The organism is Pseudomonas sp. 5.2, from assembly GCF_059025405.1.
In genome coordinates, this window is the sequence record NZ_JBYBHH010000004.1 from 170187 (window position 1) to 184930 (window position 14744).

Below are 14744 nucleotides of genomic sequence, written 5' to 3' on the forward strand. Positions count from 1 at the left end.
CGCCGACACACTGTCGATACGCCACCGCTACACACTCCCGGCCACACATTGGCACGCCAGGAGTTAAACCGATGACACGTCCCAACATGACGGCATTTACCCACCCCTTCAACCACATTGACCGGATCGGAAGCTGGAGCGCCGACGTGCCGCTGCGGCTGTTTCTGGCCTGGGAGTTTTTCGAGTCTGGTCTGGAAAAATACAACGGCACCAACTGGTTCGGTGACCTGCAGTCCAGCTTCCCCTTCCCGTTCAGCGCACTGCCAGCAGCGCTGAACTGGCAACTGTCGATGTGGGCCGAGCTGGTGCTGCCTTTACTGCTGTTGCTTGGCCTGGGCACACGGCTGGCCTCGGCCGGGCTCATGGTCATCACTGTGGTGGCCATTGCTGCGGTGCATTGGCCGTCACAGTGGTCGAGCCTGGCGGAGCTGGCGCAGGGTTATGCCATCACCGACCAGGGTTTCGGCAACTTCAAGTTGCCGCTGATCTACCTGGTGGCACTGCTGCCACTGCTGCTCAAGGGGGCCGGCCGCCTGAGCCTTGACCACTGGCTCAACGCGCGGCTCGCAGCCAGGGCATGACGCGTAAATAGCAACGGGCTCGGGGCCAGTAGGCGCCGAGCCCGTTTTTTATCTCAGGCTGTACCGATGACAATGCCTTGCGCGCGCAGGCTCTCCAGCAGTGCCAAGCCTTGCTCCTGATCCCCACCCAATGCGTGCAGACGCGCCAGCCCAGTACCCCTCACCTCTGTGAGCAAGCGGTAAGCCATGGGTGCCAGGCGAGCGAAGCGTACCTGCAGCCCGGCGTCGCGGTAGACCAGCAGCAAGGTGGGTTCAGGTGCCTCCTGCGGTTGATAATCCGGGCCGATACGGTCAACTGGCCAACGGTAGGCCAATACCCTGGCCGTGCACGACAGCAGCGGCTCCCCCTGCAGCAGGTCACCCTGTGGGTCATGAGCCGGGTCTTCGGCATCGCTGAGGTAAAGCTGGGCCTCGATCCACTCGTAGTGGGCGAGTTCCAACTGCCACGGGGCATCCAGTTTGACGCCCTGGAGGTAGTCGATGAACGCTTCGGCGATCTCGGTGAACAAGGGTGTCTGGCTGCGGTAGTTGGCATAAAAGTCCCGCACGCGGGCATGCCAGCGCGGCTCGCCCAAGGTTTGCCGCAGCACCGGAAAGCTGCCGGCCAGCAGGCCTTCAATGGCGCCATAGAACAGCTCACGGTAAACCTTCAGCCGACGTGCCTCGATGCCTGGCGGTGGGGCATGCCGCTGCGGATCTCGCACATGCCGCGCCAGCGAGAACTGCTGTTCACGCAACAATTCGCTCATGCGACACCTCCTGCTGCACCGTGCGAATGCGGTCAGTCTCTTCGAGCAATTCGGCCAAGGGCGGGTAGTTGAAGTCGCGCTCGAGCGTTGTCGGCTGTGCGCCAAAATGCTTGCAGGCCATCGCGAACAACGACCAGACATCCTCCTTCACCGGTGCTCCGTGGGTATCCACCTTGAGGTCCGGGGCCTCGTCGTAATGACCCGCCACATGCATGCCGACAACGCGTGCCGGCGGCAGCCCCTGAAGGAAGGCCTGCGCATCGTAGCCATGGTTGCAGGCGTTGACGAACACGTTGTTGACGTCCAGAAGCAGGTCGCAGTCGGCCTCGTCGAGCACCGCGCGAATGAAGTCCAGCTCGCTCATCGCCTGGTAGGGCGCCGCGTAATAGCTGATGTTTTCCACGGCGATACGCCGCTGCAAGTGGTCCTGGGCCTGACGAATCCTGGCGGCGACGTGATGCACAGCCTCTTGCGTGAAGGGGATCGGCATCAGGTCGTAGAGGTGACCGTCATCGCTGCAATAGCTCAGGTGTTCGCTGTACAGGCGTACCTGATGGCGATCGAGAAAGCGCCGGGTCTGGTCCAGCAAACCCCGGTCCAGCGGCAGGCTGCCGCCCAAGGACAAGGACAGCCCATGGCAGGCCAGCGCAAACCGTTCGGTCAATTGCGCCAGGCCTTTGCCATAGGCGCCTCCGACCCCAATCCAGTTTTCTGGCGCGCACTCCAGAAAATCCACGGCACCGTCTTCCAGCGTAAGCAATTCAGCCATCAGGCCACGGCGCAGGCCAAGGCCGACAAGCAAGGGTGTGGTCGTCATCGATAAGTCTCCACAACACGCAAAACGCCCCGCCTGACCAGCAGGAGGGGCGTTGTGTCATTCCAAGGGTTTAACTCAAGACTTACCGGTCACTTCGCTGGACGAGGCTTCTGCTGCCTTACCAGCGCCGCCACATTTACCTTCACCGCACTTGCCTTCGCCATGGCTGGCCTTCTTGTCGCCACCGCACTTGCCCTCACCCTGGGTGGCCTTGCCGCTGCCACCGCACTTGCCTTCACCGCATTTGCCTTCGCCAGGCACCTTGGCCGACGCCAGTTGATACCCCTGGGACAGCGGCTCGACAGCGAACGCGCTGCTGCCAAAGGCCATGCTGCCGATCAGGGCGGCGCCGAGCAGGCCGAGAGTGTTGCGTGCATGAGTCATGGTGTAGCTCCACTGTGGTTGGAAAGTGGAGCCATTAGGCCGGGTGGGTGTGTCGGGGTTGTATCGCCGAAATCGGCATTTTGTACATGAATCGGTCTGTAGGCCTGCAGGATACAGTGTGATACAGAGCACCCGCCCCTGCGGCCAGTGGCGGGTGAAGGCTGTCAGTCTTCCAGCGGCTTGGGCGGCGCTGCGGGCTTGGCAGGTTTGACGGGTTTGGCCGGTTTGCTGTCCTTGCCCTTGGTTTCAGGTGCCGCCGCGACAGGCTCTGGCGCAGTCACGGCCTTCTCGCTCGCCGGCAGCTCATCGACCGCCTTGAGGATGGCCTGCGGGTCGATTGGCTCGCCCGTGGCGTCATCCTTGAGCATGTGCCGTTCACCGTCCTTGCCCACCAGAATCACCTTGGTGCCCGCGCTCGCGCCAAGCTTGAGTTCGCGGATCAGGGCCATGGTGGTCTGCTGCTCGAGGTTCTTGTCCTCGCGCTTGCCGACCATCTTGGCAACGCTGTACAGCACCAAGCTGCGCTCCTTGAAGGCTTTTTGAATTTCCGGGTCTTCCAAGGCTTTGTTCAACCCACGCAATGTCGGGTCGGCAGAACTGGGAGCAATGATCACCAGAGGCCGTGCCTTGCCCAGCTCCTTGGCCAATGGAGCGTCGCTGTCGGCGGCGAACAGTGGGCCGGTGACGGCGAGCAAGGTAGCGAGGGTCAGTGACCGGACGAGCATACACATCTCCTTAATGTCTCGATAAACCAATGACTACAGATCACGGAGAAAAATCCGACCTGGAGCCTAAACCACTTCAAAAGCTGCGTGGCGAAGGAAAAGTAACTGACAATTTCCAGGCATGCGTCAGATCAGGATGACGGACTTTGCCGAAAAGGCCGCCTCCTGACTGAGCATAGCCCAAAGCCACTGCTGGCAAGGCTGTGCTACGCCCCACACGCGGTGTTGTTACACGTCGATGCCAGCGTCCGGAGGCCCGGCCTCCAATGCCGCCAGCGTCATGTCGAGCATCAACCCGCGCCGGGCAGCGCGCTGCGCGGCAAGAATCGCATCCGACTCAGCCTGCCTGGCCTCGTCGGTCAACGCCTCATCGTCGAGCACGCGATCGAGGCGGCGCCGGAACGGCCTGTCCACTTGCGCGAAGCGTTCAGGGTGAGCACGTTCCAAGTGCCCCTGCCAGAACGTTCGGTCCACCAGTGAACGCGCGATTTCCTCCTGCGTCTCTGCCTCGAGCACTTGCGCTTGCGCCCGTGCAAGGTGCGCCTCAGTGACCCCTGCCAGGGGGCGAAAACTCATGTCGGCTACTGCAATGGGCAAGTTCAGGCGATCGCGCAACCCGAGGCGATAGGCAAGCCCCACTTCGCTTTCATCTGGGTTGCCGCCGCGATTCAGGATGTCCAGCACAGCCAGCCGATCGACCTCATCCAGGCGCCACAAACGCCGCCCCAACGCAAGCAAGGCGTGCTCGGTATTGCCTGGATCATCCGTCCGGGCACGCCACACCAGCACGTTCAGTTCAAGGTTGCTGAGGCACCAGGTCGCGCCGTCCTGGCAACCCCACTCGTCATTGGCGATGTCCATCAAGGCTTCGCGCAGGGCCGGCTCCCGGGCCATCGCCTGCAGCACGGCCAGTACCCGCTGGGCGAGGGCTTCGGCATTGATATGAAAATCTGCGGACTGCAGCAACTGCTGCAGGACGCGAAAGAAGCGATCGGCAGGCTCCCCTATGTCTACCGACTCCCAAGCCGCCATCAGCAGGCCCCGATAACGCGGCCCGACAGCATCCCCCCAAACGGCACGGGCACGCTCGAGTTGTTCGTAAAGCAACACCTCGTCCGTCGGCATGGCCGGCCCCATCAGCGCCGCCTGCAGGCGAATCAGCTCGGCGTTCTCAAACGGGTTACCGGCCAACCTGATGCGCCGCCGAAAGCCGGGTGCCAGTTGATAGAACCACTCTGGAATCCGCGTCAGGCGGTTCTCGCGCATGTCCATGTACACCAGGCTTGAGCGGCTCTCCACGCCGTGCGGAAACTGCGTCAGCCCCGTATTGCGCAAGTTCAGCCAGCGAAGAACGGTCAGCCCATTCAAGGTGAAGGCGCGACCCAGTGGGTTATGGGACAGGTCGAGGTACTCGAGGGTCGTGGCACTTGCCAGCGTAGCGGCCTGGCTGGTGTTCAACACGATCTGGTTGTTGGTCAGGGTCAACTGACGCAAGTGCTGCATCTGCAGCAACGGTTGCGGCAAGCGGGTCAGCAAATTCCCCCCCAGGTCCAGTAATCGTGCGCGCGGGAAGGCAAGCAGAAAACTCGCTGGAATGTCCTGCAGTTCCATGCGCAGCAGTGACACATCGGAAACATGAGCAAAGCTGACCTGTGCTGGCATTTCCGGCAGCTCCCCAGGCCGCATGTTGTACAAGACCATGCGGTAGTTGTGGTCGGTGTCGAGGTGCGTTTGCCCTGCGTCGGTGGTGCGCCGCCAGCAATCGAGCAGCGTGTTGCGCATGCAGGTACGGTCTTCCCTCACCGCACCTTGGGCTTCCCCGATCCACCCTTCCAAGCTGTTGCGCAGCACCCTGTACTCTGCACGCAATTGGGCCAATACCGCTTCCACTTGGCGTCCCGAACGCCGCACATTGTCGGTCCATGTCGCCACCTGTTCGTCACTGAACGAGGGAAACAGGTCACGCACCGACGCTGCCAGTGCCAGCGCCCGCTCTGGCCTTCCAGGGCCACCCGAGTTACGGCCACCCAAGGGGTAACCCAGGCGGCCATCGGCCAAACGCAGGGGTGGGCGGAACATTCCCGGGGGCACACCCAGCAGCCCTTCAAGTTCGGCACGACGTCGTAGGGCCTCACGCGCCAGCACAACTCTGAGGTTATGGGCGAAGGGTTCCCTTACCTGCATCGACTCGCGCTGGGACGGTGAATAGGCTGCGGCCATCACCTCGAACAGCTCGCCCGCCTCGCCTTGCGGCACCGCTTGAGCATCCAGCAATTGGAACGTGCCCGCGTGGTGCAGCAAATCGAATGCCTGCGCGCCGTCCTCGGTCGATGCCAGCAGCGGCCCACCGCGATGGCCTTCGAACAAGCGCCAACGCACGCCTTGGCCAGTGCCAGGCAAGTGCTTGAGCAGCCCCAGTGCGACACGCGCCAAGTCGGCATTCTGTGGGGTATCCAGGCTCAACGCTTCAAGTACCCTGACCTTGCGAATGGTCGCCACAGCGCGCCTGGCCGCTTCGGCCAGGTTCAATGGCACGCGGCCAGTCTGCAGCAACCGCCGTCGGTCATCCCCATTGGCCGCCGTCAGCAGTGCTTGCGCGGCCCGCGGGTGCAAACCCGAAAACACGTTGCGCAGTAAGGCACTGCCCGGGCTGTCGCTGACCTGCACAGCGTCATACACATGCCCCAATAAAAGGCGCCGCTGGGCCCAGGCGAGCTCGGCCAGCTGCGGGTCCGACGCACCGGCTGCACCCGGCAAGCGCTGGGCATGCTGCAACACGGTGGCATCCTCGACCGGCTCACCCGCCCGCAAGCAGCTGATCACCTGGCGAATCCGTTGGTCGATCCTGCAACGCTCGGCGCTGTCGAGCATGCCGGCCTCGGGCGCACGCCCATACACATGCAGGGCCCGCAGCTCATCCGCACCCAGGTCATGAAAGCCCAGCACCTGGTCGATCTGCTCGTCCGTCATGCTGTCCAACGGCGTGCCAAGGCGGCGGAACATGCGGTGGGTGTCATCCCATTGCGCAGGTTGCTCGCTCCAGACCCGCCAGGCGCCGGCACCGTTGTGACGCAGCGCAGGCCCATTGCCGCTGCGCGGGCGAAGCTGCCATTGGCCATCGCTACCGGGGTCGACCACAGGGTAGTGGTGGCCGTCCATTTCGATCCAGGCCTGCCCGGCGTGGCGTCGAATCCCCAAGGCATCCTGGGTAGCCGCAGGCCCCGGCGCGACGCTGCGGTAAGGTGCCAGGTCCTGCTGCCAAAGCTTGCTGCTACTGTCCTCCAGCTGTGCAGGCACCATCGCATCGACCACGGCAGAACGCGCCCACAACCGCCGCGCCACCGTAACGCCCGCCACCGTCGCCGCAATCACCGCAAGGTCAGTGGCGACGTGGGTCAAATGGTCGAGTGCCTCCTGGGCATCACCCGCCTGCAAGGCCTCGATGCCATGGTAAACCTCGCCCAGCAACTCCCAGACAGTCACCGCGAGCATGACCAGGCCCAGGCCCGGGACAAAAAACGACGCCAGGTTCAGCAGCAGCCAGCCTTCGGCAGCCAGGCGCTCGTCATGGGCACGCTGGACCCCGCGGTCGAGCCGCGCCACCGGCACCGCGATCATTGCCGCATCCTCTTTGATCTGGCGGATACGCGACTGTGCGAGGCTGTTGAACAGCGGTGACGGGTAGGCCTGCAAACGGGGGGCGAGGTCATAACTTGCCCAGGCCGGCAGGTCATCTAAAACGGGCGTTACCGTGGCGAAGAACGCCTGGCTGTCGCGCCTGAGCACGAAGCGGCTGAAAAATCGCTGATACGTCTTGACGCGCAAGCGATGGCCCAACTCACGGTTGAGGTCACTGAGGCTACCAAATGCACTCCAGGGCGCCACCGGGTCACCCGGCACATACATCAGCAAACGCCGCGTGGTGTTGAACAAGGGGCCTTGATCGATCACCTCCAGCACCACCACTTGCTCAAGGGCATACCCGAGCAGCTTCAGCTGCTTGGCCACCACCAGGTCACCTGCCAGGCGCAGCAGCTTGCCCTCGAGGCACATGCCCACCAGCAATTTCAGCTCGCTGGCATCCAGCAAATTGTCTTGCCGGGCCTTGTAGCCATCCACCAGCATGGCGTAGCGCACGGCATCGACCAGCAACGTCTCGATGCGTTTTTCGTTATTGGCCGGTTTCAGAATGCTGTCCAGATGCTGCTGGTAGCCCTGCCCCAGGTCGAGCTCGCGGCACAGCGCAGCAAAGGCGATGGCGGTGGGCGGTTTGCGCGCGCCCGAGCGCGGTACCAGCAACCGGTTGCCCGCCGGCTGGCCACCCGCGCTGGCCTGCTCGGCGGTAAAGTTGCGCAGTGCCACCTCAAGCAGTGGTTTTTCGTCGTACACCACTTCTGTGAGGTGAGCCCCCACCGGCTGGGCGTTGATCACCGGTTCACGGCGCCCTTCGAGAAACTTCAACCGGTGCAGGTTGTAGGTCACCCCGTAACGCTCGCTGAGCGCCTTCTCCAGCCTGGAGGCGACGAAGCCATCGATGTTTTCGATGCGCATCAGCAACGCGCCCAGTTGCTGACGGCTTTCAAGGCTCTTGGCCAAGGCGTGGCTGATCGCAGGCAGTTGGTCAATGGGCGCCTGTCGCAACCAACGGGGCAAGCGCTTGCTGATGAAACCATCCTGAAACGCATCGCTGTCGCGCTGCAGCGTGTCGAGGCGGACGGCGGCATTGCCCCCAGCCTGATCCTCTGGCGAGTGTGTAGTGCCCATGCGTAAAGCCTCTTGTGGGTAAAGAGGCCAGCCTAGGCAGCCGCGGTTTGTCGAGGCGCTAGATAGGTAATGCCTGCGCTCAGAACAGCTGTAGCTGGCGGCCGGTCAACGCCGCGAAATCATCCCCGACAAAGGGCAGGATGGCGTCGGCCACCGGTTGCAGTTGGCGGCTCAGGTAATGCTCGTAATCGATGGGTGCCTGCAGGCTCTCCAAGGGTTCAGGGCCGGCCGTGGTGATCAGGTAGCTGATCCAGCCGCCGTTCTGGTACTGCCGGGGTCGGCCAAGGCGGGTGTTGTACTCATCGGCCAGGCGCGCGGCGCGGACATGCGGCGGCACGTTGCGCTGGTAATCGGCCAGCGGACGACGCAAGCGCTTGCGATACACCATCAACTCATCGAGTTCGCCGGCCAAGGTCTGCTGCACGTACTGGCGCACATAGTCGCGGTACGGTTGGCCACGGAAGATCCGCCCGTAAAGCGCCTGCTGAAATTCCCGGGCCAGCGGCGACCAGTCGGTGCGTACCGACTCCAAGCCTTTGTAGACCATCTCCTCGCTGCCGTCGGCGCGCTGCACCAGCCCCGCGTAGCGCTTCTTGCTGCCTTCTTCGGTACCGCGGATGGTCGGCATCAGAAAGCGTCGGTAATGGGTTTCGAACTGCAACTCCAGGGCACTTTCCAGGCCCATCGAATCACTCAAGTGCCGGCGCCACCAATGGTTGACCTCGGCCACCAGCTCGCGGCCAATGCGCGCTGCAGCGTCCTCGTCATGGGCGCCTTTGAGCCAGACGAAGGTGGAGTCGGTATCGCCATAGATCACATCGAAACCGCGGGCTTCGATCAGTTCGCGGGTCTGGCGCATGATCTGGTGCCCGCGCATGGTGATCGACGATGCCAGGCGCGGGTCGAAGAAGCGGCAGCCACTGGAACCCAGCACACCGTAGAAGGCATTCATGATGATTTTGAGGGCCTGCGACAGCGGCGCGTTGCCCGCGCGCTTGGCCGCCTCCCTGCCCTGCCATACCCGCTCGACAATGGCCGGCAGGCAGTGCTGGCTGCGCGAAAAGCGCCCCCCGCGAAAACCTTCGACCGCGTGCTGCGGGTCGGGCTGACGCAAGCCTTCGACGAGGCCCACTGGGTCGATCAGGAAGGTACGGATGATCGAGGGGTACAGGCTCTTGTAGTCCAGCACCAGCACCGAATCGTAGAGGCCAGGGCGCGAATCCATGACAAAACCGCCGGGGCTGGCTTCGTCCGGGCGGCTGCCGAGGTTGGGCGCGACAAAGCCCAAACGGTGCATCTGCGGCATGTACAAATGGCAGAACGCGGCCACCGAACCGCCGCTTCGGTCCACGGCCAAGCCGGTGACCGAGGCGCGCTCGAGCAGGAACTCGAGCAGCCGGGTGTGGGCGAAGATGCGCGTGACCAGTTCGCAGTCCTTGAGGTTGTAGCGCGCCAGCGACGGTTTGTCCTCGGCGAACATGCGGTTGATTTCATCCATGCGCTGGTATGGCGTGCTGATCGCCTTGCCCTCCCCCAGCAGCGTCTGGGCAACGCTCTCCAGGCTGAACGACGGGAAGCTCCAGGTTGCCGAACGCAAGGCTTCGATGCCGTCGATCAGCAAGCGCCCAGGAGCATCGGCGAACACGTGGCCGCCGCTGGCGTGAGCGCGCAAGGCCATGGGCGCGCCGTTGCGGCCCAGGGCCAAAGGCACCTGCAGGTGCTTGGCATGTTCGTGCAACAGGCGCAGGTCGAACTGCACCAGGTTCCAGCCGATGATCGCATCCGGGTCGTGCCGGGCCATCCATTGGTTGAGGCAATCGAGCAGCGCGGCAGGGTCGTCGCAGTACTGCAGGTCAAAGTCCACCGCGCTGCTGTCGCCGTTGGCCGGGCCGAGCATGTACACCTGGCGCTGGCCGCAGCCTTCGAGGGCGATGCTGTACAGCGCGCCGCGCTCGCTGGTTTCGATATCCAGCGACACCAGGCGCAGCGGCGGTCGGTAGTCTGGCAGTGGTTTGAGCTGGGCGTCGCAGAGCACGCCGTGGGCGTCTGGCTGGCCGGTGAACTGCACCGGGGCCGTGATGAAGCGCTCCATCAGGTAGCGCTCGGGGGGGCGGATATCGGCTTCGTACACCTCGACGCCGGCGTTGCGCAAGCGTTGCTCCAGTTGCATCAACTGGCGATGCTGGCGGCAGTACAAGCCCAGCACCGGGCGCTGATCGAAGTCGCGCAGTTGCAAGGGCTTAAGCTCTACACCCGGCTCGTTGGCCAGCAGCACGCGCGCATGTTCGGCCTGCGCCTGCGCGATGAACGCCACCGAGACTTGCGGCGCCAGGCGCAGCTGGCGCGGGCCTTGGTCCGTCGCCAGCCAGAACTCCACGCACGTGCCTTCGGGTGTGTCATGCCAATGCCGGGTCAGGACAAAGCCCTGCTGCAATTCCACCGCGTGGACCTCTGATCGTCTGTTGTGCTGTAAGTGACGATTCTACCCTGTGCAGGGCAATCCAGGGGTTGCCATGTCTTGCGTTGTCCTCAGATCCGACCCGGCCTCTGTAGGAGCAGCCTTGTGCTGCGAAGAGGCCGGTAAACCTGGCAGAGTTGCATGGTCAGTACTGGCCTCTTCGCAGCACAAGGCTGCTCCTACAACGACCGCGTAGGCCTGGGAAACTATCGGGAGCCGGCCTTGAACCCACCACGGCGCCCTGCCCAGGCCAGCAGCCACGCCAGCCCAATCAATACCAGCGCCACGGGGCCAAACCAGGCGACGCCCGCCCCGGTCAGCAGCAACCCACCGATAATCCCACCCAAGGCAATGGCGCTGTTCCATACCGTCACCAGCATCGACTGCGCTACGTCACCGCCCTCGCCCGCCGCATCTGCGCAGGCCGTCTGCAGCAGTGTTGGCGCGCCGCCGTAGGTCACACCCCACAGCGCGATGCTCAGGTACAGGGCCCACGAGGACGCCTGCCCCAGCACCAGCGTGGCCACGGCAAAACCGGCCAGACTGAGCAGCACCAGCGTGCGTAGGTGGCGATCGACCAACAGCCCGACCAGGCCGATGCCCGCCAGCGCCGACAAGCCGAACACCATCAACACCTGGCCGATTTCGGCGGCCATCCCCGCCGCCGCCAGCAACGGCACGATGTAGGTATACAGAATGTTGTGGCCGAGGATCCAGGTCATGATCACCAACAGCACCAACGCCACGCCAGGTGTGCGCAACACCTGCAGCGCCGCCGGTCGCTTGCCGGCGGCCTGCCCCGGGTAGTCCGGCACGGCGCGCAACACCCAGACGACCAGCAGCAGCGCCACCACAGTGACCACGACAAAGGTGGCCCGCCACCCCAACAGTGCCCCTAGCCAGGTACCGATGGGCAAGCCGAGGGACAAGGCTATCGGCTGGCCGAGCATGGCCACCGCCATCGCCCGCCCCTGCAAGGCAACCGGCACCATGCGCCGGGCATGGCCGGCAATCAATCCCCAAGCCAGGCCGGCTGCGGCACCGGTGAAAAAGCGCAGCACCAGGGTAAGGGCATTGGACGACGACAAGGCCGTCAACCCGTTGAACAGCACGAAGCCACCAATCGCCAGCAGCAGTGCACGGCGGCGATACCAGCCTTGGGTCAGGGTCACCAGCGGGATGGCCGTCAGCAGCGAGCCCAATGCATACGCCGTGACCCACTGCCCGGCCATGGCCTGGCTGATCGCCATGCCGCCGGCGATCTGGTCCAGCAGGCCGGCAGGCAGGGTTTCGCTGAGGATGGCAATGAAGCCGGTCATCGCCAGGGCCAGCAGGCCGCTCAAGGGTAAGCGCTCGGCGCTTTCACCCAGTAGCGGTGCGGAAGAAGTCTGGGACATTGCAGGGTGCCTTGAAGTGGTGATCGAGGCCGGCAGTGTGCATGCCGGGGGTATTGCGGAAAAAGATGGGTACAATGCCGTTCACCCCGGACATTAATGTCCGCAATCAGGAGTGCGCAATGGACAGCCTCAGCGGCTTCGTAGTCTTCAACCGGGTGGCCGAAACCCGCAGTTTCGTGGCTGCAGGCCAGTCGTTGGGCATCAGCGCTTCGGCTGTGGGCAAGCGCGTGGCACGGCTGGAAAGCCGCCTGGGTGTGCGCCTGTTCCACCGCAGCACACGCAGCATCACGCTGACGGCTGAAGGCACGCTGTTTCTTGAACGCAGCCGCCGTATCCTGGCTGAGATCGAGGCCACCGAGCAGGCCCTGTCACAGGCCAGTGAAACCCCGCGCGGTCGCCTGCGTGTGAGCCTGCCCCAGGTCACCGGGCTGGTCATGCCGGCGCTGGCCGACTTCATGGCGTTGTACCCTGAGGTTGAACTGGACCTGGAGTTTACCGACCGCATGGTGGATATCGTCGGTGAAGGGTTCGATGTGGTGATGCGCGGCGGTCAACCCGTGGATTCGCGCCTCAATGCCAAGTTCCTCGGCCACTTCCAGCATCGCCTGGTGGCATCGCCCGAGTACCTGCGCGAACGCGGCACGCCCTCCCACCCCCGCGACCTGAGTGCACACACCTGCCTGCACTACCGCTTCCCCAGCAACGGCAAGCTGGAGACCTGGCCGCTGCGCCAGGAGCACCCCGACCAGGGCTATGACATCCCCATTTCGATGGTGTGCAACCACGTCGAGACACGCATCTGCTTCGCCCTCAACCACCGCGGCATCACCTGCCTGCCAGACTTCAGCGTGCCCCGCGAACTGGCCGCCGGCACGCTGGTGACGGTACTCGACAGTTTCATGGAGCGGCGTGGCAGTTTCTACCTGTTGTGGCCGTCGGGGCGCCAGGTGCCGCCCAAGCTGCGGGTGTTCATCGATTTCATGCTTGAGCGGGTGTTCCCCGGCAGCCCTCAACCGTACAAATAGTTGATGTCCTTGTAGGCCAACGGCGGCACCTGGCTGATCAGAAAATCACGCAGTTTGTGCATCTGCCGGGCCTTGGGGCTAGATTTCAGCCAGGTCATGTAATACCCGTCACCGGTGGCCACCGCGTGCTTGAACGGCGTCACTAGCCGCCCTGCCGACAGGTCGGAGCTGGCCAGCACCAAGTCCACTACCGAGATGCCCAGGCCTTGCTGGGCCGCCGAAATCCCCTGGTCGAGGGTATCGAACACCTGCCCCTGGTCGATGCTGATATCCAGTGCGTCCATCCGCGCCAGCCAGCGTCGCCAATCGCGACGGTCCGGCGACGGGTGCAGGAACTCGCATTGGCGCAGGTCGACAAGGTCGGGCTGGGCTTGCGCCATGTAATCGGGATGGCACACCGGGATCAGCCACTCATCGAACAGCTTGAAGCTCTCGACATCGGCGGGGAAACGGCCGTTGGCCAGCAGGATGGCGCAGTCGTAGGGCTCCGAATAGAAATCCACGCTGTCGATGTCCATCCACACGCTCGACAGTTGCACGCTGCTGCTGTCATCGAGCTTCTTGAAGCCATCCAGGGCCCTGAGCAACCAGCGCATGGTGAGCGTGGATGGCGCCTTCAGACGCACGCCATAACGGTCCTGTCGCAGCAACGCGCAGGCGTTCTCGATGATCTTGAAGCCGACCTTGAGCTCTTGTGACAGCAAGCGCCCGTGCTCGGTCAGGCTCAGTTTTGGCCCCCGACGCTCGAACAGGTCGCAGCCGAACATGGCCTCGAGGGTCTTGATGTGGTGGCTGACCGCCCCTTGGGTCAGCGCCAGCTCCTCCGCCGCACGGGTAAAGGAGCCATAACGAGAGGCCACCTCGAAAGCACGCAGGGCGTGCAAGGCCTGAATCCGTTCCGACATGGCGACGTCCGAAGCATGAGTGAGACTAATAGTAGGTCATAGTTCCACGCGTTTTACAACGTTAAGTCTGTCTCAGAAAATGCGGGTAAATAATAAAGATTACCAACGATTCTGCCTGCATATGACTGGAACGTTACTTAATTAGATGCCTGGGGAAATCATGTTTACGGGTTATGGAAACTGCTATCGCCTGGATGCGCTAGAGCTGGCCGCTGAACATGTGCGGAACACGCAACATTGGACGTACAAAACCATACAACATTTTCGCAGCATTCTCGCCAACCCCGAATTCCCCTGCCTGTTTGGCCGCAAGGCAGTCGCCAGCGAGACCTGCCACATCCTCTTCGCCCGAGCCGAACAACTGGCCGACGACATCGCCCAGGGCCTGGCTGACTACGTGCGCACCATCACACCGATCCCGCTCAAGCAGCGCATCGGCAGCCCATTGGTGGTGTTTCTCGAAACCGCCAGCGAATACACCCTTGCCGAGCAACAGGCGCTGGCCTGGAAAGTCTTGCAGGGCGTGCACGCGCGCGACCCGCACCCTTGGCCACAGGCGATGCCGACTGACCCTCACGACACGGGCTGGTCGTTCTGCTACGCCGGCATGCCGCTGTTCATCAACATGAACTTCCCAGGCCACCAACAGATGAAAAGCCGCAACCTGGGGCCGCACATCACCTTCGTCATCAACCCGCGGGAAAACTTCGACGAAGTGGCCAACGCCAGCACCGAAAGTGGCAAGCGTATCCGTGCCCGTATCCGCGAGCGGGTACAGCATTACAACAACGGCATCATGCCCGACACCCTTGGCGCGTTCGGCGATGCCGACAACTACGAGTGGAAGCAGTACCAGCTACAGGAGGCGGGTTCGCTCAACCCGTCGCGCTGCCCGTTCCACGCCCATGTAACAGCCGACACACTGATCGAGAATTGACC

General features: G+C 63.3%; 10 protein-coding genes and 1 pseudogene. 3 read left to right on the top strand and 8 right to left on the bottom strand.

Annotated features, from left to right (window positions below; all coding sequences use genetic code 11):
• The first annotated feature begins 71 nt into the window (after positions 1-71).
• Positions 72-581: an HvfX family Cu-binding RiPP maturation protein gene (locus tag AC5PZ0_RS08525; protein WP_225876655.1), complete on the top strand. Its 510-nt coding sequence runs from the start codon at positions 72-74 to the stop codon at positions 579-581.
• A 53-nt stretch (positions 582-634) separates the two neighbouring features.
• Here the strand turns inward: AC5PZ0_RS08525 and AC5PZ0_RS08530 are convergent, their stop codons facing one another.
• From AC5PZ0_RS08530 to AC5PZ0_RS08560, 7 genes and pseudogenes are all read right to left on the bottom strand, one after another.
• Positions 635-1330 carry an HvfC family RiPP maturation protein gene (locus AC5PZ0_RS08530; RefSeq protein WP_493854688.1) on the bottom strand — a complete coding sequence of 232 codons (696 nt, stop codon included), beginning with the start codon at positions 1328-1330 and terminating at the stop codon, positions 635-637.
• A complete protein-coding gene (locus AC5PZ0_RS08535; protein ID WP_493854689.1) occupies positions 1311-2147 on the bottom strand; it encodes an HvfB family MNIO-type RiPP peptide maturase in 837 nt (278 codons plus the stop codon). Before AC5PZ0_RS08535 ends, AC5PZ0_RS08530 begins: the two co-directional genes overlap by 20 nt.
• A gap of 93 nt (positions 2148-2240) precedes the next feature.
• Positions 2241-2531 (bottom strand): annotated as a pseudogene (locus AC5PZ0_RS08540) (HvfA family oxazolone/thioamide-modified RiPP metallophore); the annotation flags it as partial.
• A 164-nt stretch (positions 2532-2695) separates the two neighbouring features.
• Positions 2696-3256 carry a DUF4174 domain-containing protein gene (locus tag AC5PZ0_RS08545; RefSeq protein ID WP_027593861.1) on the bottom strand — a complete coding sequence of 187 codons (561 nt, stop codon included), beginning with the start codon at positions 3254-3256 and terminating at the stop codon, positions 2696-2698.
• A 228-nt stretch (positions 3257-3484) separates the two neighbouring features.
• Complete coding sequence (locus AC5PZ0_RS08550) at positions 3485-8020, bottom strand: NEL-type E3 ubiquitin ligase domain-containing protein (protein WP_493854690.1); 4536 nt, start codon at positions 8018-8020, stop codon at positions 3485-3487.
• A 79-nt stretch (positions 8021-8099) separates the two neighbouring features.
• On the bottom strand, positions 8100-10460 hold the full coding sequence (locus AC5PZ0_RS08555; protein WP_493854691.1) for a DNA polymerase II: 2361 nt from the start codon (positions 10458-10460) through the stop codon (positions 8100-8102).
• 224 nt (positions 10461-10684) lie between these two features.
• Positions 10685-11875, bottom strand: a complete 1191-nt coding sequence (locus tag AC5PZ0_RS08560) for an MFS transporter (protein WP_274887116.1) — start codon at positions 11873-11875, stop codon at positions 10685-10687.
• Positions 11876-11994: 119 nt separating this feature from the next.
• Here AC5PZ0_RS08560 and AC5PZ0_RS08565 point away from each other — a divergent pair, with 119 nt between their 5' ends.
• Entirely contained in the window at positions 11995-12900 is a 906-nt protein-coding gene (locus tag AC5PZ0_RS08565) for a LysR family transcriptional regulator (protein ID WP_493854692.1), read from the top strand.
• On the opposite strand, the gene AC5PZ0_RS08570 is transcribed toward AC5PZ0_RS08565, so the two are convergent.
• Positions 12885-13805, bottom strand: coding sequence for a LysR substrate-binding domain-containing protein (locus AC5PZ0_RS08570; RefSeq protein ID WP_493854693.1), 921 nt, complete (start codon positions 13803-13805; stop codon positions 12885-12887). The genes AC5PZ0_RS08565 and AC5PZ0_RS08570 overlap by 16 nt on opposite strands.
• 160 nt (positions 13806-13965) lie before the next feature.
• Here AC5PZ0_RS08570 and AC5PZ0_RS08575 point away from each other — a divergent pair, with 160 nt between their 5' ends.
• Complete coding sequence (locus AC5PZ0_RS08575; RefSeq protein ID WP_027593867.1) at positions 13966-14742, top strand: YqcI/YcgG family protein; 777 nt, start codon at positions 13966-13968, stop codon at positions 14740-14742.
• Positions 14743-14744 lie beyond the last annotated feature (2 nt).